The 21,612-nt window shown below is 65.4% G+C and carries 19 protein-coding genes and 1 pseudogene; 17 read left to right on the forward strand and 3 right to left on the reverse strand.

Annotation, left to right across the window (positions count from 1 at the left end):
• Positions 1-230 precede the first annotated feature (230 nt).
• From VGN93_RS31345 to VGN93_RS20885, 4 genes and pseudogenes are all read left to right on the forward strand, one after another.
• Positions 231-830, forward strand: a pseudogene (locus tag VGN93_RS31345) (glycosyltransferase); the annotation flags it as partial.
• Positions 827-1,987 (forward strand): glycosyltransferase family protein, encoded by a 1,161-nt coding sequence (locus tag VGN93_RS20875; RefSeq protein ID WP_327508963.1) that lies wholly within the window; start codon positions 827-829, stop codon positions 1,985-1,987. The pseudogene VGN93_RS31345 and the gene VGN93_RS20875, both read left to right, overlap by 4 nt.
• 71 nt (positions 1,988-2,058) lie before the next feature.
• A complete protein-coding gene (locus VGN93_RS20880; RefSeq protein ID WP_319316183.1) occupies positions 2,059-4,776 on the forward strand; it encodes an ABC transporter transmembrane domain-containing protein in 2,718 nt (905 codons plus the stop codon).
• A gap of 47 nt (positions 4,777-4,823) precedes the next feature.
• Complete coding sequence (locus tag VGN93_RS20885) at positions 4,824-5,243, forward strand: cyclic nucleotide-binding domain-containing protein (RefSeq protein WP_319316179.1); 420 nt, start codon at positions 4,824-4,826, stop codon at positions 5,241-5,243.
• Positions 5,244-5,426: 183 nt separating this feature from the next.
• Here VGN93_RS20885 and VGN93_RS20890 read toward each other — a convergent pair whose 3' ends face one another.
• Positions 5,427-6,167, reverse strand: a complete 741-nt coding sequence (locus VGN93_RS20890) for a polysaccharide deacetylase family protein (RefSeq protein ID WP_327508964.1) — start codon at positions 6,165-6,167, stop codon at positions 5,427-5,429.
• Complete coding sequence (locus tag VGN93_RS20895; RefSeq protein ID WP_327508965.1) at positions 6,164-7,261, reverse strand: glycosyltransferase family 4 protein; 1,098 nt, start codon at positions 7,259-7,261, stop codon at positions 6,164-6,166. Before VGN93_RS20895 ends, VGN93_RS20890 begins: the two co-directional genes overlap by 4 nt.
• A 103-nt stretch (positions 7,262-7,364) precedes the next feature.
• Between VGN93_RS20895 and VGN93_RS20900 the strand changes: the two genes are divergently transcribed.
• Genes VGN93_RS20900 through VGN93_RS20920 form a run of 5 tightly spaced genes read left to right on the forward strand, consistent with a single transcriptional unit; the run spans position 7,365 to position 11,565 of the window.
• Positions 7,365-8,708 (forward strand): nucleotide sugar dehydrogenase, encoded by a 1,344-nt coding sequence (locus tag VGN93_RS20900; RefSeq protein ID WP_327508966.1) that lies wholly within the window; start codon positions 7,365-7,367, stop codon positions 8,706-8,708.
• Positions 8,709-8,713: 5 nt separating this feature from the next.
• On the forward strand, positions 8,714-9,199 hold the full coding sequence (locus VGN93_RS20905; RefSeq protein WP_327508967.1) for a class I SAM-dependent methyltransferase: 486 nt from the start codon (positions 8,714-8,716) through the stop codon (positions 9,197-9,199).
• 4 nt (positions 9,200-9,203) lie between these two features.
• A complete protein-coding gene (locus VGN93_RS20910; RefSeq protein ID WP_327508968.1) occupies positions 9,204-10,841 on the forward strand; it encodes a metallophosphoesterase in 1,638 nt (545 codons plus the stop codon).
• A 50-nt stretch (positions 10,842-10,891) separates the two neighbouring features.
• Positions 10,892-11,164: an antitoxin gene (locus tag VGN93_RS20915; RefSeq protein ID WP_327509050.1), complete on the forward strand. Its 273-nt coding sequence runs from the start codon at positions 10,892-10,894 to the stop codon at positions 11,162-11,164.
• Entirely contained in the window at positions 11,161-11,565 is a 405-nt protein-coding gene (locus VGN93_RS20920; RefSeq protein WP_327508969.1) for a type II toxin-antitoxin system VapC family toxin, read from the forward strand. The genes VGN93_RS20915 and VGN93_RS20920 overlap by 4 nt, the downstream gene beginning before the upstream one ends.
• 22 nt (positions 11,566-11,587) lie before the next feature.
• On the opposite strand, the gene VGN93_RS20925 is transcribed toward VGN93_RS20920, so the two are convergent.
• A complete protein-coding gene (locus tag VGN93_RS20925) occupies positions 11,588-12,487 on the reverse strand; it encodes a LysR family transcriptional regulator (RefSeq protein ID WP_327508970.1) in 900 nt (299 codons plus the stop codon).
• Here VGN93_RS20925 and VGN93_RS20930 point away from each other — a divergent pair.
• The 8 genes from VGN93_RS20930 to VGN93_RS20965 all read left to right on the forward strand — a co-directional run bounded on the left by VGN93_RS20930 (position 12,474) and on the right by VGN93_RS20965 (position 21,552).
• Positions 12,474-12,674, forward strand: coding sequence for a hypothetical protein (locus VGN93_RS20930; RefSeq protein ID WP_327508971.1), 201 nt, complete (start codon positions 12,474-12,476; stop codon positions 12,672-12,674). The genes VGN93_RS20925 and VGN93_RS20930 overlap by 14 nt on opposite strands.
• A 189-nt stretch (positions 12,675-12,863) precedes the next feature.
• Positions 12,864-14,108: an NAD(P)/FAD-dependent oxidoreductase gene (locus VGN93_RS20935; protein ID WP_327508972.1), complete on the forward strand. Its 1,245-nt coding sequence runs from the start codon at positions 12,864-12,866 to the stop codon at positions 14,106-14,108.
• Between the two features lie 188 nt (positions 14,109-14,296).
• Positions 14,297-15,256, forward strand: coding sequence for a LysR family transcriptional regulator (locus VGN93_RS20940; protein ID WP_319316148.1), 960 nt, complete (start codon positions 14,297-14,299; stop codon positions 15,254-15,256).
• A 366-nt stretch (positions 15,257-15,622) separates the two neighbouring features.
• On the forward strand, positions 15,623-17,704 hold the full coding sequence (locus VGN93_RS20945) for an FAD-dependent oxidoreductase (protein ID WP_327508973.1): 2,082 nt from the start codon (positions 15,623-15,625) through the stop codon (positions 17,702-17,704).
• A gap of 10 nt (positions 17,705-17,714) precedes the next feature.
• Positions 17,715-18,782, forward strand: a complete 1,068-nt coding sequence (locus VGN93_RS20950) for an ABC transporter ATP-binding protein (RefSeq protein WP_327508974.1) — start codon at positions 17,715-17,717, stop codon at positions 18,780-18,782.
• Entirely contained in the window at positions 18,779-19,708 is a 930-nt protein-coding gene (locus VGN93_RS20955) for an ABC transporter permease (RefSeq protein WP_327508975.1), read from the forward strand. Before VGN93_RS20950 ends, VGN93_RS20955 begins: the two co-directional genes overlap by 4 nt.
• Entirely contained in the window at positions 19,705-20,508 is an 804-nt protein-coding gene (locus VGN93_RS20960) for an ABC transporter permease (protein WP_327508976.1), read from the forward strand. Before VGN93_RS20955 ends, VGN93_RS20960 begins: the two co-directional genes overlap by 4 nt.
• Before the next feature lie 27 nt (positions 20,509-20,535).
• Entirely contained in the window at positions 20,536-21,552 is a 1,017-nt protein-coding gene (locus VGN93_RS20965; RefSeq protein WP_327508977.1) for an extracellular solute-binding protein, read from the forward strand.
• Positions 21,553-21,612 lie beyond the last annotated feature (60 nt).

The raw sequence follows: 21,612 nt of genomic DNA on the forward strand, positions 1-21,612 counted from the left end.
CGCCGGTTGATGGGGGGCATTCGGAGCACCCCCCTCTGGCCTGCCGGACATCTCCCCCTCAAGGGGGGAGATCGGCTGGGGGCGAAGACGGGGCTCAAACGGCGACGTCTATGATGGGCGAAACAGGCCTCCATCCAATCTCCCCCCCTGAGGGGGAGATGTCCGGCAGGACAGAGGGGGGTATCGCCCACGCGACGCACGACGCTTGCGGCTGCACGCCCGCCCACACTCGCCCGCCCCGCGACGGCTCCGACCCGCAGGACCCCGTCACCATCATCAGCGTCGGGCGCGCGGTGCCGAAGAAGGGGTATGACGTGCTGCTGCGCGCCCTCGCCCGCCTCCCCGCCGATCTCCACTGGCGCTTCGTCCATGCCGGCGATGGCGGCGAGCGGGCGATGTTGCAAAAACTTGCCGAAGAGCTCGGCATAACGGAAAAGCTCAGCTGGCTCGGCGCGGTGGACCAGAAGGACGTGCTGGCCGGCTACCGCGAGGCCGATATTTTCGCGCTCGCCTGCCGCATCACCGCCGATGGCGACCGCGACGGCCTGCCGAACGTGCTGGTCGAGGCGGCAAGCCAGCGGCTGACCTGCGTCGCGACGGACATTTCCGGCATTCCCGAACTGTTCGAGAACGACGTCAACGGCCTGCTGGTGCCCTCTGAAGACCCGCAAGCGCTCGCCGCAGCCCTCGAACGGGCGATCCGCGATCCGGCCCTGCGCGACCGGCTCGGCCGGGCCGCCGAAGCCAAGGTGCGCCAGAGCTTCGACCACCACACCAGCATCGCTCAACTGAAATCGCTGTTCGAAACCGCGGCGCGGGAGACGGCATGAGCAGCGTCGAACGGCCGCGCGTCCTTTTCTATGTGCAGCACCTGCTCGGCATCGGCCATCTTGCCCGCGCCAGCCGCATCGTGCGCGCGCTCAGCGCCAACGGTTTCGCCGTGACGCTGGTGACCGGCGGCATGCCGGTCGATGGTTTTCCCGGCCCCGGCATCGATCATGTCGCGCTGCCGGCGATCGCGGTGGGCGACGGCGGTTTCGCGGCATTGGTCGACGCGGACGGCAAGGCCGTCGACGAGGCCTTCAAGGCCGACCGGCGCGACCGGCTCATCGCCGCCTACCACGCCTGCCGGCCCGATATCGTCCTCATCGAGGCCTTCCCCTTCGGCCGCCGCCAGGTGCGCTTCGAGCTATTGCCGCTGATCGACGCGATCGAGGCGAGCACGCCGCGCCCGCTGCTGATGACGTCGCTGCGCGATATCCTGCAGGAGCGCGCCAAGCCCGGCCGCGACGAGGAGACCATCGACCTGGTGCGCCGCCATTTCGACCGCGTGCTGGTGCATGGCGATCCGGGTTTCGTGCGGCTGGAGGACACGTTCCCGCTGGCCGACGCGATTGCCGACCGCGTCGTCTATACCGGCCTCGTCGGCGCGGGGCCTGCAACGCCCGCGGCCGAGCGCTACGATATCGTCGTCTCCGCCGGCGGCGGCGCGGTCGGCGCCGGGCTGGTCGAGGCGGCCCTCCAGGCGTCGGAGCGCCTCCCCGACAGCGGCCGCTGGCTGGTCATCACCGGCCCCAACCTGCCGCAGGCGGATTTCGCCCGGTTTGCGGCGCAGGCGGGCGAGACTGTCGACCTCGTGCGCTTCCGCACCGATTTCCGCAGCCTGCTCGCCGCCGCGCGCCTGTCGGTTTCGCAGGCCGGCTACAACACGGTCTGCGATGTGCTGGAGGCCGGCTGCGGCGCGGTGCTGGTGCCCTTTGCCTCGGGCGGCGAGACGGAGCAGACGGCGCGTGCCGAACGGCTGGAGCGGCTCGGCCGGGCGGTGGTCGTGGCGGAGCATGAGCTTTCCGCGGAAACGATGGCGGACGCAATTTCCCGCGCGCTTTGCGCCGAAACTGAGAAAAATGTGCCTGATTTGCAACTGGATGGCGCCAATCGTACCGCGAATATCTTGAGGGACCTTCTAAAAGGCCGCGCGGCTTCCTAGGTCTTGCGGTATTGCCGCTGTCTTATAATCTTCATACGGACAGCCGCCGTTCACGCGCATAGAAGTCTTCCATGGAAAAAAGTCTCGCCCGATATATTTGGGACCACACGCGGCCGCAGCAGCTCTTCATCCTGCTGATCGTCGCCCTGTCCATGATCCCCTATTATCTCGCCTTCGACCTGCCCAAGCAGATCGTCAACGGCCCGATCCAGGGGACCGGCTTCGAGCAGCCGAGCGATACACAGCTGTTCATGCCGATCAGCTTCGATATTCCGTTCTGGGGACCGGTCGAGCTGTACGGCGGCCTGCCGCTGGAGCGCATGCCGTCGCTGCTGGCGCTGAGCCTGACTTTCCTCGTGCTCGTCATCATCAACGGCCTGTTCAAATATTACATCAATACCTACAAGGGCCGCCTCGGCGAGCGGCTGCTCCGCCGCATTCGCTATGAGCTGGTCGACCGCATCCTCCGGTTCCCGCCGAAATATTTCAAGCACGTCAAGGCCGGCGAAGTCTCCTCCATGGTCAAGGACGAGGTGGAACCGCTCGGCGGCTTCACCGCGGACGCCTTCGTGCAGCCGGCCCTTCTCGGCGGCCAGGCGCTGACGGCGCTGATCTTCATCTTCATCCAGCATTTCTGGCTGGGCTTCATCGCCTTTGCCATGGCGATGATCCAGGTCGGCATCATCCCGCGCATGCGCCGCCGCCTGATCGAGCTTGGCCGCGAGCGCCAGATCACCGCCCGCCAGCTCGCCGGCCGCGTCGCCGAGATCGTCGACGGCATCGGCACGATCCACGCCTACGACACCTCCAACTACGAGCGCGCCGACATCGCCGCCCGTTTGGGCCACATCTTCCGCATCCGCTACGACATCTACCAGTGGAAGTTCCTGGTCAAATTCCTCAACAACTTCCTCGCCCAGCTCACTCCCTTCCTGTTCTATTGCATCGGCGGCTACCTGACGATCGTCGGCAAGCTCGACGTCGGCCAGCTGGTGGCGGTCATCAACGCTTACAAGGAACTGCCGGGCCCGCTGAAGGAACTGATCGACTGGGAACTGGTGCGCCAGGACGTGCAGGTGAAATACGAGCAGGTCGTCGAGCAGTTCGATGCCGAAAACCTGATCGACCCGGAAATCCAGGCCATCGACGCGGCGAACGCCACCCTGCTCAACCATCCGCTGACGGCCACCAATCTGGTGCTGGAAGACGATATCGGCGGGCGTGTGCTGGAGCATGTCTCCGTCAAGATATCGCCCGGCGAGACGGTCGCCATCATCGGCACGGCGGCGAGCGGCGGCGACAGGCTTGCCGAAGCGCTCGGCCGCGTCATCTGGCCGGCCGGCGGCAAGGTGACGGCCGGCGACGACGACCTTTACGCGCTGCCGGAATCCGTCACCGGGCGCCGCATCTCCTATGCCTCGCCCGAGGCCTATTTCTTCCATGGCAGCCTGGAGGACAACCTGCTCTACGGCGTCAAGCACGCCCCGGTGGAGCCCGCCGCCTACAAGGGCGCCGCCTCCGAGCAGCGCAAATGGGACGTGGCGGAGGCGCAGCGCTCCGGCAATCCGGATTTCGACCTCAACGGCAACTGGATCGACATCGGCACGCTGCACGCCAACGGCAAGGACGGGCTGTTCGGCTCGATCATGGCGGTGCTCGATATCGTCGAGCTTTCCGACGACGTGCTGCAACTCGCGCTGCATTCGACGCTGCCGGCCGATGCCGAGGTCGCCCCCGCCGTCGCCGCCGAGATCGTCGGCCTGCGCCGGGACCTGCGCGCGGAACTGAACCGCCGCGATATGAACAACCTCGTCATCCCCTTCGAGGAGGACGCCTACAATACCGAGGCGCCGGTCGCCGAAAACCTGTTCTTCGGCATGATGCGGGACCCGAAGGCCTCGACGAAGGCGATCGTCAAGACGCCCTATTTCCGCACCATCATGCGCGAAAGCGGCCTTGGCGACGCGCTGTTCAAGATGGGCCAGGGCATTGCAGAAAGCACGGTGGAGCTGTTCAAGGACCTGCCGCCCGACCACCCGTTCTTCGAGCAGCTGACCTATATGCGGGGCGACGAGATCCCGACATACCAGCATCTGCTGCAACGCCTGCGACACAATGCCACGCCGAGCGACGAGGACCGCATCGCGCTCATCCGCCTCTCCTTCTTCTATGTCGAGCCGCGGCATCGCTTCGGCGTGCTCGACGAGGCGCTGATGCGCAAGATCGTAGAAGTGCGCCACCAGTTCCATGCAAACCTGCCGCCGGAACTTCAGGGCTATATTGAACGTTATGACCCCAATGCTTATCTGACGTCAGGTACGCTGATCGACAATATCGTCTTCGGCAAACTTAATCATCGCTACAGCGATGCTATTCCGAAGTTGAGAGAGATCGGCGGCGAACTGCTCAGGAAGCGGCCGGAGCTTTACCACGCGCTGATGGCGCTGGGGCTCGAGTCGAATGTCGGGGCAGGCGGACGGCGGTTGAACAACCTGCAGCGGCTGAAGCTCAGCCTTGCACGCGCCCTCATCCGCCGGTCGGATTATTACATCTTCAACCGGCCGCTCTCGGGGTTGGACCATCACCTCCAGGAGCACATCGTGGAGGCAGCACTTGCGTTCCTGGCCAAGAGCGGTGATAATCCGGCTGTTGTCTGGGTTTTGTCAAATACCCCGCTTGCAAAACACTTTAAAAGAGTGCTTGCTTTTGATGGCGGAACATTGGTGGAAGACGGAACCTACGAGACGATTGTCGAAAGCGGTACGGTATACAAGCAACTGATAGCATGACTGGTGAGAATTTGATCGAGTAGCCGAAATCGAGGCGGTTGACTATTATGATCCTGAACGACGAAGTACAGATGTTACGACGGGTTCCGCTCTTCTCCGGCATCGACGCCGCGAAGCTGAAGCTTCTCGCGTTTGCCTCCAACCGCGTCTGCTACCGTGAAGGCCAGGAACTCTTCCACCAGGGCGACGAAGGCGATGCCGCCTATGTCGTGCTGTCGGGCGTCGTCGACGTCTACAAGGAAGGCCCTTCCGGAGACGAGAAAATCGCCTCTGCCGGCTGCTGTTCCGTCGTTGGCGAAATCGCCATTCTCTGCGGCACGGCGCGCAATGCCACGGTGAAGGCCTCAACGGCCGTCGAGGCTTTGCGCATCAGCAAGGACTGCTTCCTGAAGGTGCTCTCGACCTGCCCGCGCAGCATGGCCGAAACCATGCGTGTGGTCGGCCAGCGGCTCGCACACAGCCACTAGAGGCGTCTTCCGCGGTCCCTCTTCCGACGACAACCTGTCCGGTGTCGCCCGCCTCTCGGCGGGCGTTTGCGTTTCCAGTAGTCTTGCCGATCGACTGCATTCGTTCGCGAATCCGCCTGTTTGCGTGGGCGAAGAAATGCCGGCGAAATGCGGCGGAAACAAGGGGATAAGGTTAACGCGACCTCATATTTCCGTGAGCAGATCGTCAACGCCGAACCAGCCGCCTTCGGCGCTCCCAGCGGTCGCCTCGAACACCAGCGCCATCCCATCCCACGCCGCTTGATCATGCACCAGATGATGCGTGAGCAACCCGATCGGCCCCGCCTGCGCCTGCGAGACCCGCACCAGATCGGCAATCACCGCCTCCACTTGCCGTCCGCCGCGTGTGCCGCGCCAGTCGATGATGTCGACATGGGTGTTCAGCATTGTGAGCGGCGCCGGCTTTTCCGGGCCGAAGACCGACAGCGCCCGAAAACCGATCTCCGGCAGGCCGGCGACGACGGACGCGGCAATGCGGTTCCACGGCGGCACGAGCATCGGCACGAAGCGGCCGGCATGCAGGGCGGACAGTTTTCCAAACCCCTCGCCCAACTCGCGGAGAACCTCTTGCGCCGGCCGATGATCGCCGAGTTCCTGGTTTTTCTCGCCCGCTCCCGCATAGCTTTTGTGCGCCCAGCCATGCACCGCGACGGACACATGGGTTTCGCCCGCCAGCCGATCGGCCAGCGCCTGCCCGGTGAAAGCGGGAATGGCGGCGAGCAGCACCGGCACGTCATGCGCGGCCGTCAACGTCAGCAGGTGGTCGAGCGGGGCAGTCGGCTCGACGGCGTCGTCGTCGCGCAGCCAGAGGCGCAGCGGTTTGCCGCTGTCGGCCCGGCGGGCGATCTCGTCCACGAGGGGTTTTACGATTGCAGGCAGCGTCATCTCTTGTCTCCGAGGGAATGGCGCAGGATGGCATCGAGCGCCGTGGCGGCGGCCGGCAGGGAATGGTCCGTGACAACACGGGCGCGGGCATTTTTCGCCATGCGGCTGCGCTCCGCCTCATCGCCAAGCAGGGCCGCAATCGCGGCCGCATAGGCGGTGGCATCGCCCGCTTCGGTCAACAGGCCAGTTTCGCCGTGTTCCACGACCTCCGGCACCCCCGCCGTCGCGAAGGCGACGACCGGCAGGCCGGCGGCCTGCGCCTCCAGATAGGCAAGCCCGTAGGCCTCGCCGCAGCCCGGCCAGACATAGAGCGCGCCCTTCGACAGGATATCCGCCACCTCCGCCCGCTCCTTCTGCCCCAGCCAGTCGATCCGCCCTTCGGCAAAACCGGCAAAAAGCGCCTGCACCTCCGCGCGGAACGGCCCGTCGCCCACCACCGACAGGCGCCACGGCACATCGGCAATATGATGCAGGCCTTCGGCGAGCGCGCGAAAACTCGCCAGCTTGTCGCCGGCACGCATCATGGCGACCGTCACGAGGCGGAACGGCTCCGGCTGGGATGCCTGCGCGGTGAAGAGCCCCTCGTCGATGAAGGGTTTCAACGCGGCGATAACCGCATCCGGGGCGGCGTCCCTCAGGCCCGCGCGGTCGCGGGCGGTGAGGCCGATATTGACCGCCGCGCCGCGCACCGTCTCCAGCACGCCGGCCTGCATCTCGCTCCAGATGCCGAGATTGCGGCGCGGCGAATAGGAGGCCTCGGCCGTCACATAGGCGACCCCGAACGTCTTGCTGAGCGCGGGGCCGATCAGGTCCGGCGCCTTGTAATAGGGGTGGTAGCAGAACCAAAGGTCCGGCGCGCCTTCGCTCCGCCACAGTGCCGAAAGCCGGGCGATCTCCCCCTCGGCCGCCGCCTTGAGGCGCGCATAACCGGCCACATCCTCGTTATCGCCAAGAAATGCGCGCAGCTCCGACGCAAGCGTCACCTCATGTCCGGCGCGCTTCAGGCATTCGACGATCTGGCGCGCCATCAGCCGGTCCCCCGAGGGAACGGCGTGTTCCGGCGACTTCAGCGGGGCGTAGAATGCGATCTTCATGGACTCGTTGCGCTGGTTTCGGCGGCGGATGGGCGAGACTTGACAGGCCGGCCAAACTCTCCCATCTGAACACGCCGGTCTTGTATATGTGCGCGGAGTGCCGATGCCAACAGCCTTGCCTTCCCACGAGACGCTGCTTGCGCGCATCCAATCCCGCGAAGCGCGCATCGGCATCATCGGCCTCGGTTATGTCGGCCTGCCGCTCGCCATCACGGTCGCGCGCGCCGGCTTTCCCGTCCTCGGCTTCGACATCGACCCCGGCAAGATCGTCGCGATCGGCGCGGGAAAAAGCTATATCGAGGCCGTGTCCAGCGAGATCCTCGCCGAGGAACACCGCGCCGGCCGTTTTGCCGCGACGAGCGATTTCGGCAGGCTCGGCGAGTGCGACGTGATCGCCATCTGCGTGCCCACGCCGCTCACCCGCCACCGCGATCCCGACATGAGCTTCGTCGAAAAGACCTGCCGCGACATCGCGCGCACGCTGCGCCCCGGCCAGCTCATCGTGCTGGAATCGACCACCTATCCCGGCACCACCGATGGCCTGGTGCGCCGCACGCTGGAGGCCGGCGGGCTGAAGTCGGGCCATGATTTCTTCCTCGGCTTCTCGCCGGAGCGCGAGGACCCCGGCAACCGCCAGTTCCAGACCTCGACCATCCCCAAAGTCGTCGCCGGCGATGGCGCAGAGGCGCAGGCGCTGGTCGTCGCCTTCTACGGCGCGGTGGTGAAAACCGTCGTGCCTGTCTCCTCCACCGCCACGGCGGAGGCGGTGAAGCTCACCGAAAACGTCTTCCGCGCCGTCAACATCGCGCTGGTGAACGAGCTCAAGGTGATCTACGAGGCCATGGGCGTCGATATCTGGGAGGTGATCGACGCGGCAAGCTCGAAACCCTTTGGCTATATGCCCTTCTATCCCGGCCCCGGCCTCGGCGGCCATTGCATCCCGATCGATCCCTTCTACCTCACCTGGGCGTCGCGCGCCTATGAGCTGCCGACCCGCTTCATCGAGCTTGCTGGCGAGATCAATTCCGCCATGCCGCGCCATGTGGTGGAAAGGCTCGCCGAAGCGCTCGACAGGCGACAGGGCAAGGCGCTCAGCCGCTCTAAAGTTCTGGTGATCGGCCTCGCCTACAAGAAGAACGTGCCGGATATCCGCGAAAGCCCCTCGCTGAAGCTGATCGAGCTGATCGAGGAGCGCGGCGGCTCGGCGAGCTATTATGACCCGCATGTGCCGGAAATCCCGCCGACCCGCGAATATGGCGCCTTCAAGGGCCGGCCCTCGGCCGCCTGGAGCGAGGCGGACATCCGCGCCTTCGACGCCGTGCTGATCGCCACCGACCATGACGGCGTGGACTATGCGGCGCTTGCCGACTGGAGCGCGCTCATCGTCGACACCCGCAACGTCTTCGCCCGGCGCGGCATAACCGCCGACACGATCATCAAGGCCTGATATCCATGAGCCGTCTCGAAAGCTTCATCCGCCGCATGTCCGCCCAGCGCGACGTCATCGATCATGTGCGCGAGACCCTGCCGCTGCCCGCCACCGGCGCCATCCTGGAAATCGGCCTCGGCAACGGCCGCACCTTCGATCACCTGCGCGAAAAATTCCCCGGCCGGCGCATCGTCGCCTTCGACCGGGCGTTTGGCGCCCATGCATCCTCCGCGCCGCCGGCCGAAGACCTGGTGCTCGGCGAGATCGCCGAGACGGCGAAGACTTTTGCCGGCACGGAGGCCGCCCTCGTCCATGCCGATATCGGCACCGGCTACGAGGACAAGGACGCCATCACGCTGACCTGGCTGCCCGGCATCGTCGCGCAGGCGCTCGGCGCGGGCGGCATCGCCGTCAGCGGCCTGCCGCTCGATCATGCGGCCCTCGAACCGCTGCCGCTGCCCGCAAGCGTCGATCGCGACCGCTATTTCCTCTACCGCAGAAGGCCGTGAAGCCATGCCGGCCGTCGCCGTCATCGCGGATGCCCATTTCCACGACATCGAGGGCGACTACGATTTCGCCGGCATTACCGTGGGCGGCCGCAGGCTGACGCTGCGCAGCTGGGCCGATACCGCCGGCTCGACCCGCGTGTTTAACGAGAGTTTCGCCGCCCTGCCCGCCGCCCTCGACCGCATCGTCGCGCGCGGCATCCGCCATGTCGTGCTGCTCGGCGATTACAGCGACGACGGCCAGCGCGAGACGGTCGCAAGCCTCGTGCGCCTGCTCGAAAGCTACCGCGCCCGCCACGGCCTCGCCTTCTATGCCACGCCCGGCAATCACGACGTCTTCGGCCCGCTCGGCAAGCACCGCGACACCCGCTATGTCGATGCCACCGGTGGCACGATGCTGGTGACCAGCGACGCCGAAAAGGCCGCCGACGATCCCGGCAACCCCGTCGTCACGCCAAAGATGTATTGCGACGGCCTGCCGGCGGGCCTCATGCCGATGCGCGATTTCGGCTATGTCCGCCGCCCGGACTATCTCCATTGGGAAACGCCCTTCGGCGACAGCGACGACACGGCCGAACGCGAACACGACCTCTTTTCCGCCGATGGAAAGACCGTGCGCCGGCTGATGGACGCCTCCTATCTGGTCGAGCCGGAGGCGGGCCTGTGGCTGCTGATGATCGACGCCAATGTCTTCGAGCCGCGCGACGGCAATCGCGACATTGCCCGCAAGAAGGCCTTCATCGACAGTTCGGACGCCGGCTGGAACGCGCTGCTGCGGGTCAAGCCCTATCTCGTCGACTGGATCGCCGACGTGGCGGCGCGCGCCGAAAGCGGGGGCAAGCAGCTCCTCGCCTTCTCGCATTATCCGGCGATCGATCCGTTCGAGGACGATGCGCAAACCGAGCGCCGGCTGTTCGGCGAGACCAATGTCGCGAAACGCACGCCGCGCCCCGTGGTGGCGGAGACGCTCGCTGAGGCCGGCCTGCGGCTGCATTTCAGCGGCCACCTGCATGTCGAGGCCCGCTCCCGCCTCGGCCGCCTCACCAATATCGCCGTGCCCTCGCTCGTCGCCTTCCCGGCCGGTTTCGTCGTCGTGCATGCGGAGGGTGACGACCCGACGGTCGAAAGCGTGTCGCTCGCCGAAGAGCCGCTCGATGCCGATCTCCTCGCGCTTTACCGCGCCGAACATGCCCGCGCCGGCCTCGCGCCGGACCCGGCGATCGCGGCGCCGGACTATGGCACCTTCCTCCACCGCCACATGCGCCCGCTGGTGCTGGAGCGCTTCCTGCCGAAGGAATGGCCGCCAGAAATGGCGGAGCGCGCGCGGCGCATGTCGCTGTGGGATCTCGGCCTGCTTATGGCGGGTGCGGAGCTTGAACAGAAGGCCGCGGCGTTCGGCGTCGATGCCGCCTGGATGCAGGCCCGCCCGCTGCTGGATCTCGTGGTCGACTGGTACTCCCTGCGCCAGTCGCCGGCCCAGGCGCCCGCCTACATTCCGCCCGAAAACCTGCACGCCTACCGCTTCCTGGCCGCGACCTATGGCGACCGGCACGCCGACCCGCAAACGCCACGCGGCTTCTTCGCGCTCTTCCTCGGCGTGCTTGCGACCAGTCTTGAGCGCATGGCGAGAAACCTGCCGGCTTGACGTGCCTGCGGTTGGCATATACAAAATGCATATACATGGGAGCCGGCGCCATGCCCATACGATCACCCTCATCAAAGCCCAAAGAGGCCAAGCTGTTTCGCAACAACCGCAGCCAGGCGGTGCGGATTCCCGTGGAATTCGAGTTGCCGGGGGATCGCGTGTTGATTCGTCGCGAGGGCATGAAGCTCATCATCGAGCCCGTCACCGGGCCGGCCAACATCGTGGAACTGCTGGCCCAATGGAAGAAGGAAGCGCCGCTCGGGCCGGAGGACCAGTTCCCGGATATCGAGGATATGCCGGCAAAGCCCGAGGATATCTTTTGAGCGGCTATATGCTCGACACCAACATCATCAGCGACATCATCCGCAATCCATTCGGGCCGGCGGCCCGGCGCATCGAGGAGGTCGGGCCTCGGGACATCTGCACCAGCATCGTCGTCGCGGCCGAACTGCGCTACGGTTGCGCGAAGAAGGGTTCGGCCAGGCTGCTCGAAAAGGTCGAGGGCGTGCTCGGGACTATTCCGGTTCTGCCGCTGGATATCCCCGTCGATGCCGGATATGGCGTCATTCGTGCGGAACTGGAGATGGCCGGACAGATCATCGGTCTCAACGATCTGCTGATCGCCGCCCACGCCCAGGCGCTCAATCTGACATTGGTGACGGACAACACTCGCGAATTCAGCCGCATCCGGGGCCTCGATGTCGAAAACTGGCTGGTGAGATAGCCGGTAAAGCGCCCGGGCTTTCCTATTGCAGCGCAGCCATGAGGGCCGGGACGTGCTGTTCGAAATATTTCGAGAAGGCGGCGATGCGGGGCGGGAGGGCCTGGTAGGGCGGGTAGTAGAGGGTCAGCCACAGGTCGGGCGGCGACCATTGCGGGAAGACGTGCACCAGCCGGCCGGTTGCCAGGTGCTCGGCGATGTGGAAATGCGGCAGCAGCGCCACCCCCGCCCCTTCCGCCGCCATGTCGGCGAGCAGGTCGCCATTGTTGGCGCTGAAGGCGCGGCCGGCGGAGATCTCCACGCTGGCGCTGCCATCCGTCAATAGCCACGCCTCGCGCCGGCTCTCGCCGTTGTAGGCGAGGCAAGCATCCGGCGTCAGCTCGCCCGGATGGGCCATGCCTGCAAAGCGGCTGCCGGGGGCGGCGACCAGCACGCGGCGGATCAGGCAGACCTTGCGCCAGATGGTGAACTTGTCGGAGGGGGCGGCGGAGATGCGGATGGCGAGGTCGAAATCCTGGTCGAGGATATTGACGAAACCGTCGGCGAGCGAAATCTCGAAATTGATCTTCGGGTAGAGCGTACGAAAGCCCGACAGCACGCGCGGCAGCGCGGTCTTGCCGAACCAGGTCGGCGCGCTGATCCTGAGCCGCCCCTGGTCCACCTTGTTGGCGTTGATCACGTCCCGGCGCGCCGTCTCCAGCGCCTGCATGGCCGGCTGCACCTGGGCAGCGAAGATCGCGCCGTCCGTCGTCAGCGACACCTGCCGCGTCGTGCGCACGAAAAGCTGGATACCGAGGTCGTCTTCGAGTGCGGCGATCGCCCGCGTGATGGCGGCGGGCGCCATGTCGAGCTCGCGCGCCACCTGGGCGAAGCTGCGCTTTTCGGCGGCGAGGAGGAAGATGCGCAGGGCCTTGGTGTCGTTCATCTCGATTATTCCAGAAATCGCAATTCAATCGGAATTATTATTGCAATTCCGTGGCGCAATCAACGCCGGTGGCTTGATCTTCACAGACAGCAGCGCCACGGCGCACCAACCCGCCGTGACCATGGTCCACAAGGGCGAGGAGCGCGTGCACCACGGCAAGCGGATCGGCCCGAACCCGGCGACGTAAGCCCGGTAATCTGACGAAGCGACCGGTTCCGCGAGGGGCCGGTCGCTGCTTTCTCGCGGACCGCTTAGAGGCGACCTAATCAGCGCTGAAGCAAACGCTCATGTCGAGCATTTCCGGCGTGCTTTACACCTGTGGTCCTGCATCAGCCGCGTGGGCTGAACACCCTGGTAAAGCGAAGAGGACGCCGGCATGTCAGTGGAAAAAGTGGATACGCTCGTCATCGGCGCCGGCCAGGCCGGGGTGGCGATGAGCGAGCATCTCGGCAAACGCGGCGTCCCCCATCTCGTGCTGGAGAAGAACCGCATCGCCGAAAGCTGGCGCACCGCGCGCTGGGATTCGCTGGTGGCGAACGGCCCCGTCTGGCACGACCGTTTTCCCGGCATGAATTTCGACGATTACCAGCCGGACGAATTCGCCCCGAAGGAAAAGGTCGCCGACTATTTCGTCGCCTATGCCGAACAGATCAAGGCGCCGATCCGCTGTGGCGTCGAGGTGAAATCGGTCGTCAAGGACGGCGATGTTTTTCGCGTCGAGACCTCCGACGGCGCAATCGAGGCGAAGAACGTGGTCGCCGCCACCGGCGCCTTCCAGCGGCCGATCATCCCCACCGTCGTGCCGGCGGAAACCGGCATCCTGCAGATCCATTCGCATGCCTATCGCAACCCCGCGCAGCTTCCCGAGGGCGCCGTGCTGGTGGTCGGCGCCGGTTCGTCGGGCACGCAGATCGCCGACGAGCTGCTGCGCTCCGGCAAGTCCGTCTACCTCTCCATCGGCCCGCACGACCGGCCGCCGCGGCGTTATCGCGGCAAGGATTTCGTCTGGTGGCTGGGCGCGCTCGGCATCTGGGACCTCAAGGTGCCCGCCCCCAATACCGAACATGTGACGATCGCCGTTTCCGGCGCCTATGGCGGCAACACCGTCGATTTCCGCCGCCTTGCCGCGCGCGGCATGACGCTGCTCGGCCGGGCGGAGACATTCGAGGACGGCAAGCTGCGTTTTGCGCCGGACCTCGCGAAAAACATCGCGCTCGGCGACGCCAACTATCTCTCGCTGCTCGACCAGGCGGATGCCTATGCCGAAAAGAACGGCCTCGACCTGCCGGAAGAGCCGGAGGCCCGCAGGATGGAGCCGGACCCCGCCTGCGTCACCGACCCGATCCTTTCGCTCGATCTCAAGGCCGCCGGAATCACTGCCATTATCTGGGCGACCGGTTACGCGCAGGATTTCGGCTGGGCCAAACTCGACGCCTTCGACGAAAAGGGCCGGCCGGTGCATGAACGCGGCGTCTCGAAGGTGCCGGGCCTCTATTTCGTCGGCCTGCCCTGGCTGTCGCGCCGCGCCTCCTCCTTCATCTGGGGCTGCTGGCACGATGCGGATTATCTCGCCGGCCAGATCGCCGAGCGGCAATCGAGCCGCGCCGGCCAGAGCGCCTGACGGTCCTGCCTACCGAGCCGCGTCCCGGGCCGCCGGGGTGTGGCGCGCCGCAAGCAGGAGGCGAGTTGACCGTGATCCGCAACCCTGACCCATGCAAAGCGCCTGCCTTTGTCGCCTCCGGCAGCGATGCCGCCCTTTCCCCGCGCATGAATCTGTTCCTTAATTGGCGGCTCAACAAGGATACAGACATGGTCTTGCGCTTCACGCTTCGGCAATTGGAATATCTCGTCGCGGTCGGGGAGTACGGCTCGGTCACGGAAGCCGCCGAGCGGGTGAACGTGTCGGCACCCTCCGTCTCCGCCGCGATCTCCCAGCTGGAGCGGGAATTCGGCATCACGCTCTTCGTGCGCCGCCATGCGCATGGCCTGTCGCTGACGCAGGCCGGGCGCACCTTCGTCGACCAGGCCCGCCAGATTCTCGGTGAGGCGGCGAAACTCAACGCGCTTTCCAACGAGTTGACCGGGCAGATCCGTGGGCCGCTGCATGTCGCCTGCCTCGTCACCTTCGCCCAGGCGGTCATCCCGTCGCTGCGCCGCGCCTTTTCCGATACCTATCCGGATGTCGATTTCTTCCAGTACGAGCGCGACCATGCCCGCATCCTCGAAGGCCTGCGCATGGCGCGCTTCGATATCGCGCTCTCCTACGATCTCGACATTCCCGCCGACATGGAGTTCCACGAACTCGCGGTGCTGCCGCCCTATGCCGTGCTGCACGACGAGCATCCGCTGGCGGGCCGCAGCGACGTGACGGTGGAGGATCTGGCGCCGCACCCGATGATCCTGCTCGACCTGCCCTATAGCTCCGCCTATTTCCTCTCGCTCTTCCGCGAGGCGGGGCTGACGCCGCATATCGTCGAGCGCACGCGCGACATGTCGGTCATGCGGGCGATGGTCGCCAACCGCTTCGGCTATTCCATCGCCAATATCAGGCCGGTCTCCACCTATGCGCTGGATGGCGGCAAACTCTCCTTCGTCTCGCTCAACGGCAACCTGCGGCCCATGCGCATGGGCATCATCGCCATGCGCGGTGCAAGCCCGCCGCTGACGGTGCGGCGCTTCATCGATTTCTGCGGCGAAAAAGTCCTGGGCATGGGCATGGACCTGCCGGTTTCCGTCGGCGACAGCCCGGAACAGAAAGGCAGTGCATGACCACGACCGCTCGCTCCACAGCTTTGACAAGTATTGCGCGATCAAAACTGTGTGGGTCAAATACCAGGCATCTGCCCGCCTCGCGGCACGGCCCTGCCTACGGCTTCAGCATGAGGGGCGGCGGTTCCCGGAAGCGTCGTAAGACGCGATCGGGAACCGGCATCCGCCTTGCTGCAACGACTTGAAAAGACGAAAGAATTTTTCGGTCGTTTTCGCTCGTGCCTTCTTTCGCGCCAGGATTGAAATTTGGTCTCCATACACGAAAGACCTTGATTAGCCTGAACCTAATCCCTGTTTCCGGAACGCGTCATTTACCAAGACCCCTTCGCCCAATCCAATAGGCCCTGTAAAATCCCGAGGACTGCCATGCGCGACGCCAGATACGATATCCTGTTCGAACCCGTGGCGATCGGCCCGCACGTCGCGAAGAACCGGTTCTACCAGGTGCCGCATTGCAACGGCGGCGGCTACCGCGATCCGTCGGCTGCGGCCGCCATGCGCGGCATCAAGTCGGAGGGCGGCTGGGGCGTCATCTTCACCGAGCAGACCGAGATGCACCACACCTCGGAAATCACGCCCTTCATCGAGCTGCGCCTGTGGGAGGACAAGGACATTCCCGGCCTGCGCCGCATGTCCGACGCGATGAAGGTGCACGGCGCGCTCGCCGGCATCCAGCTCGCCTATTCCGGCATCAACGGCCCGAATTTCTACACCAAGGAAGTGCCGCTCGCCCCCTCCGCGCTGCCGATCCGAACCTTCACCAACGATCCCGTGCAGGCCCGCGCGCTCGACCGCACCGATATCCGCGACCTGCGCCGCTGGTTCGTCAACGCGGCGAAACGCTCGAAGATCGCCGGTTTCGACCTGATCTGTCTTTACGGCGCGCACGGCTTCGGCATCTTCCAGCATTTCCTGTCGCGCGCCACCAACCAGCGCACCGACGAATACGGCGGCAGCCTTGAAAACCGCTCGCGCTTCGCCCGCGAGGTGGTCGCCGATATCCGCGATGCCGTCGGCGACACGACCGCGATCACCATGCGCGTCAGCCTCGACGAGACGATCGGCGAACTCGGCTTCTCCAATGCCGAAGTGCGCGACTTCGTCGAGATGAACGCCGACCTGCCGGACCTCTGGGACCTGGCGCACGGCGCCTGGGAGGACTGTTCCGGCCCCTCGCGCTTCAAGGAGGAGGGCGCGCAGGAAATCCTGGTCAAGGGCATTCGCGAACTCTCCTCGCGCCCCGTCGTCGGCGTCGGGCGCTTTACCTCGCCGGATGTGATGGCACGCATGATCCGCCAGGGCATTCTGGATTTCATCGGTTGCGCCCGGCCCTCTATCGCCGATCCTTTCCTGCCGAAGAAGATCGAGGAAGGCCGCATCGAGGATATTCGCGAGTGCATCGGCTGCAACATGTGCATCACCGGCGACATGACCATGTCGATCAGCCGCTGCACGCAGAACCCGACCTTCATGGAGGAATGGCGCAAGGGCTGGCACCCGGAACGCATGAACGAGAAGGGCGACAGCCGGACCGTGCTCGTCGTCGGCGCCGGCCCCGCCGGGCTGGAGGCCACGCGCGCGCTGGCACTGCGCGGTTACGACGTGACGCTCGCCGAAGCCACCACGACGCTAGGGGGCCGCGTTGCCCGCGAGCGCCTGCTGCCCGGCCTCTCCGCCTGGGGCCGTGTCGTCGATTACCGCCAGTACCAGATCAGCCGGCGCACCAATGTGGAAACCTATTTCGACAGCCGGCTCACCGCCGAGGATGTGCTCGCCTTCGGCTTCGAGCATGTCGCCATCGCCACCGGCTCGCACTGGCGCCGTGACGGCGTCGCCCGCCAGCACGTCGTGCCCATGCCGATCGATGCCGCGATGACGATCTGGACGCCGGACGACATCATGGGCAAGAAACACCCGGAAAACCTCGCCGGCAAGACCGTCGTGGTCTATGATGACGACCACTATTACATGGGCGGCGTCATGGCCGAGGTGATGGCCAAGGCCGGCGCGAAGGTCATCCTCGTCACGCCCTCCGCCTACGTTTCCGACTGGACGCGCAACACGCTGGAACAGGGCGCGATCCATGTGCGCCTCGACGATCTCGGCGTCGACATCCGCCTCAACCGCGGCGTCACCGCCATCCGCGCCGGCGAGGTCGAGACGAACTGCACCTATACCGGCCGCCGCAGCGCCATCGCCTGTGACGCCGTCCTCATGGTCGCCTCACGGCTTTCGGAAGATGCGCTCTACAATGACCTCCTTGCGCGCCAAGGCGAATGGGCGGATGCCGGCATCAAGAGCGTCAAGATCATCGGCGATGCCTCGGCACCCGCGCCCATCGCCTGGGCAACCTATGCCGGCCATCGGTATGCGCGGGAGCTTGACACGCCCGACATCGGCGATGCACTGCCCTTCCGCCGGGAAGTCACCCAACTCGAACCGGCGTGAGGAACGAGTCATGAGCAAGGCCATCGAAGTGAAATCGGTCTCGAAAAGCTTCGGGACCTATCAGGCGCTGAATTCCGTCAGCTTCGATATTGGCGGCAACGAGTTCTTCACGATGCTGGGCCCCTCCGGCTGCGGCAAGACCACGCTTCTGCGCATGCTGGCCGGCTTCGAAAGCCCGAACAGCGGCTCGATCCTGCTCAATGGCCGCGAGGTCCTCGACATCCCGCCGCACAGGCGCCGCGTCAACACGGTGTTCCAGAGCTACGCGCTTTTCCCGCACATGACGCTGGAGCAGAACGTCGCCTACGGGCTCGAAAACCTCGGCTGGGAGAAGGCGCGCATCAAGGCCCGCGTCGGCGAAATGCTGGAGCGCGTGCACATGTCGGCGATGGCGACGCGCAAGCCCGCCCAGCTTTCCGGCGGCCAGCGCCAGCGCATCGCGCTTGCCCGCGCGCTGGCGCCCGAGCCGGAGGTGCTGCTGCTCGACGAGCCGCTCTCCGCCCTCGACCTGAAACTCCGCCAGGCGATGCGCGACGAATTGCGCACCCTGCAACGCGACACCGGCATCACCTTCGTCTTCGTCACGCACGACCAGGAAGAGGCGCTCGACATGTCCGACCGCATCGCCGTGCTCGGCGGCGGCGCGGTGCAGCAGATCGGCACGCCGACGGAAATCTACGAGGAGCCGGTCAACCGCTTCGTCGCCGATTTCGTCGGCGAGACCAATTTCCTCGATGTCGAGGTGCTGGAAAGTGCCGCCGGCCAGGCGACCATACGAACCCCCTTCGGCCTGGCGATCACCGTGCCGGCGCCCGGCCATCCCGCCAAGGGCCGCGCGACGCTCTCCGTTCGGCCGGAAAAGATCAACCTTGGCGACCAGGCCCAGGGCATCACTTTCGAGGGCCGCATCACCAACAAGAACTATATGGGCGGCTACACCCATTACACGCTCGACGTTTTGGGAACCGAGCTGCGCGCCTCGCGCCGCAATGCGTCCCGCGAAGGCGACACGATCCCGCTCGGCGCCACCGTGCCCATCGGCTTTGTTGCGAGTTCGGCCCGGGTGCTGGCGGCATGACCGACACCGCCCTCCACGCCCCCACTGAGCCGGACAGCGCCCCCCGCGCCCGTTTCTGGCATTACCTCCCCTTCTGGGGCCTTCTGCCGTCCTGGCTCTTGATGGGCTTCGCGCTGATCCTGCCGATCGCCATCATCGCCGCCGTCTCCGTCGCCACGCGCGGTGCGCACGGCGGTTTCGCCTGGGACTTCAACCTCGCCGGCTACCGCCAGATCCTGTGGAACGAAGGCTGGACGGGCGAGCTGGAATTCACCCCGCAATACCTGCTGATCATCGCGCGCACCTTCCTGCTTGCGGGCGCCACGACGCTGATCTGCCTCGCCTTCGCCGTGCCGGTCGCCTATTTCATCTCCCGCCAGCCGCCGGGCCTGAAGGCCATCCTCGTCTATCTCGTGACACTGCCCTTCTGGGTCTCGATGATTCTCCGCGTCTACGCCTGGATGATCATTCTCGGCAAGGACGGCACGCTGCCGAACCTTCTGGAATTTCTAGGCTTCCCCGCCGGCATGAGCTTCATGTTCAACGACGGCGCGACGCTGACGGCCATGGTCTACACCTATATGCCGCTGATGGTGCTGCCGGTCTTCGCCTCCATCGAAAAGCTCGACGGCACGCTGATCGAGGCCTCGCACGATCTCTACGGCAACCGCTGGGTGACGCTGCGCCGGGTCATCCTGCCGCTGACCGCGCCGGGCATCGTCGCCGGCGCCATCCTCGTCTTCGTGCCCTCGCTCGGCGCGGTGCTGGAGCCCTCGCTGATGGGCGGCGGCAAGCAGATGATGATGGGCACGCTGATCCAGCTGCAATTCGGCGGCGGCCGCAACTGGCCTTTTGGCGCGGCCATCGCGATGGCCTTGATGGCGCTCGTCATGCTCTTCCTGGTCTTCACGGCACTGCGCGCCGCCCGCAGGGAGGCCGCCGCATGAGCGCGCACCACGACGTCAAGCGCTATCCCGGCCTCGGCCCGCTCACTGCCCTCTTCTTCGTCTATCTCTACGCCCCGCTCGCCGTCATCGTCGTCTATTCCTTCAACGCCAACCGGGTCGCCGGCGTCTGGACGGGTTTTTCGACGCAATGGTACGCCTCCGCGCTCAACAATGCCGCGCTGATGAACGCGCTCGAAACCTCGCTGCTCGTCGCCGCCATCGCGACGACCGTCTCGACGCTGATCGCGCTGTCCGCCGCACTCGCCATCATCCGTGGCAAGAACGTGCGCTTCCGCAAACTCTCCGAAACCGTGGTCAACCTGCCGCTGCTCCTGCCGGAAATCGTGCTGGCCGTCGCGACCCTCATTCTCTTCTCGCTGATCGACGTGCAGAACGGCATGCTGCGGCTCACCATCGCGCATTCCGCCTTCTGCACGCCCTTCGCCTTCCTGCCGATCCGCGCCCGCCTGCAAGGCATGTCGCTGGATCTCGAAGAAGCGAGCGCCGACCTCTACGCCGACCGCTGGACGACCTTTCGCCGCGTCACGCTGCCGCTGATCTTCCCGGGCGTCTTTTCCGGCGCGATGCTTGCCTTCCTGATCTCGATGGACGATTTCATCACCTCGAACCTGCTGTCGACCGGCGGCTCGACGACCCTGCCCGTCTACATCTTCTCGCTGATCCGCGCCGGCACCTCGCCGGAGCTGAACGCCATCGCGACGCTGCTGATCCTGGCGTCGCTCATCCTCGCCACCGTCGCCCTGCTGGTCGCGGCGCGGGGCGCCCGAGAGACTGCCTGAACCACAATCAAAAAGAGAGGAACAACCATGAAAAAATACCTAGCAGCCACCGCCCTCGCCCTGTGCTTCGCCACCGCCGCGCAGGCGGAAGGCCAGCTCAACATCTACGCCTGGGCCGAATCCATCTCCCCGGCTCTCATCGAAAAGTTCTCCAAGGAGAACGACGTGAAGGTCAATGTCGACAGCTTCACCTCCAACGAGGACCTGCTGACCAAGCTGCAGGCCGGTTCTTCCGGCTACGACATCGCCACCCCCTCGCAGCACTTTTTGCGCGTGATGATCGATGAGGGCATCATCGAGAATTTCGAGGCCAACACGCTGAAGGCCTTCGAGAATGTCGAGGAGAAGTGGCGCAATCAATGGTGGGACGAGAAACAGGAATATTCGATCCCGCTCGCCTATGGCACCGCCGGCTTCGTGGTGAACACCGCGCAGTACAAGGGCCCGACCGACAGCTTCAAATACTTCTTCGAGCCGGACGGCGAGCTGAAGGGCAAGATCGCCATGCTCTCCTATCCCGACGAGATCATCGGCGCCGCCCAGCTCTATCTCGGCGTGCCCTTCTGCTCGGAAGACCAGGCGGAGATGAAGAAGGTGCTGGACCTGCTGATGGCGCAGAAGCCGTCGGTCGCCGTCTATTCTTCCGACAACATTGCAAGCCGCCTGTCCTCCGGCGAAGTGTCGGCGCATTTCTGGTGGGACGGCGATTCGCTGCGCGCCCGCGTCGCCGGTTCCCCGGTCAGCCTCGCCATGACCAAGGAAGGCCTCGTCGGCTGGATGGACAGCCTGGTCATCCCCAAGGGCGCGCCGAACCGCGACAATGCGATCAAGTTCATCGAGTTCATGTCGACCACGGAAAACGCCACCGAGCAGATGAATTTTTACGCCCATTCCTCGCCGATGAAGGTCATCCAGGACAAGATCGTCTACACCAAGGACAAGGCGCCGGAGCTCTATCCCGAAGTGCCGATCACGTTCTCCCGCACCTGCTCGGCGGCGGCGCAGGATCTGGTGACGCGGGTCTGGACGCAGCTTTTGCAGTAAGGGGATTTGGTTTTTGCCCTCCCGTTTTGGGAGGGCAATCGCATGGGAACCGAATGCGCG

Origin of the sequence: Shinella sp., from assembly GCF_035998705.1 — a bacterium.
Taxonomy (GTDB): domain Bacteria; phylum Pseudomonadota; class Alphaproteobacteria; order Rhizobiales; family Rhizobiaceae; genus Shinella.

Excerpts from the sequence above, each read along its gene's own strand:
- VGN93_RS20940 (WP_319316148.1), top strand. The coding sequence starts at position 14,297 with ATGGTCTTGCGCTTCACGCTTCGGCAATTGGAATATCTCGTCGCGGTC.
- VGN93_RS20895 (WP_327508965.1), bottom strand. The coding sequence starts at position 7,261 with ATGAAGATCGCATTCTACGCCCCGCTGAAGTCGCCGGAACACGCCGTT.
- VGN93_RS20915 (WP_327509050.1), top strand. The coding sequence starts at position 10,892 with ATGCCCATACGATCACCCTCATCAAAGCCCAAAGAGGCCAAGCTGTTT.
- VGN93_RS20880 (WP_319316183.1), top strand. The coding sequence starts at position 2,059 with ATGGAAAAAAGTCTCGCCCGATATATTTGGGACCACACGCGGCCGCAG.
- VGN93_RS20935 (WP_327508972.1), top strand. The coding sequence starts at position 12,864 with ATGTCAGTGGAAAAAGTGGATACGCTCGTCATCGGCGCCGGCCAGGCC.
- VGN93_RS20905 (WP_327508967.1), top strand. The coding sequence starts at position 8,714 with ATGAGCCGTCTCGAAAGCTTCATCCGCCGCATGTCCGCCCAGCGCGAC.
- VGN93_RS20950 (WP_327508974.1), top strand. The coding sequence starts at position 17,715 with ATGAGCAAGGCCATCGAAGTGAAATCGGTCTCGAAAAGCTTCGGGACC.
- VGN93_RS20910 (WP_327508968.1), top strand. The coding sequence starts at position 9,204 with ATGCCGGCCGTCGCCGTCATCGCGGATGCCCATTTCCACGACATCGAG.
- VGN93_RS20875 (WP_327508963.1), top strand. The coding sequence starts at position 827 with ATGAGCAGCGTCGAACGGCCGCGCGTCCTTTTCTATGTGCAGCACCTG.
- VGN93_RS20925 (WP_327508970.1), bottom strand. The coding sequence starts at position 12,487 with ATGAACGACACCAAGGCCCTGCGCATCTTCCTCCTCGCCGCCGAAAAG.
- VGN93_RS20890 (WP_327508964.1), bottom strand. The coding sequence starts at position 6,167 with ATGACGCTGCCTGCAATCGTAAAACCCCTCGTGGACGAGATCGCCCGC.
- VGN93_RS20945 (WP_327508973.1), top strand. The coding sequence starts at position 15,623 with ATGCGCGACGCCAGATACGATATCCTGTTCGAACCCGTGGCGATCGGC.
- VGN93_RS20900 (WP_327508966.1), top strand. The coding sequence starts at position 7,365 with ATGCCAACAGCCTTGCCTTCCCACGAGACGCTGCTTGCGCGCATCCAA.
- VGN93_RS20965 (WP_327508977.1), top strand. The coding sequence starts at position 20,536 with ATGAAAAAATACCTAGCAGCCACCGCCCTCGCCCTGTGCTTCGCCACC.
- VGN93_RS20960 (WP_327508976.1), top strand. The coding sequence starts at position 19,705 with ATGAGCGCGCACCACGACGTCAAGCGCTATCCCGGCCTCGGCCCGCTC.
- VGN93_RS20885 (WP_319316179.1), top strand. The coding sequence starts at position 4,824 with ATGATCCTGAACGACGAAGTACAGATGTTACGACGGGTTCCGCTCTTC.
- VGN93_RS20955 (WP_327508975.1), top strand. The coding sequence starts at position 18,779 with ATGACCGACACCGCCCTCCACGCCCCCACTGAGCCGGACAGCGCCCCC.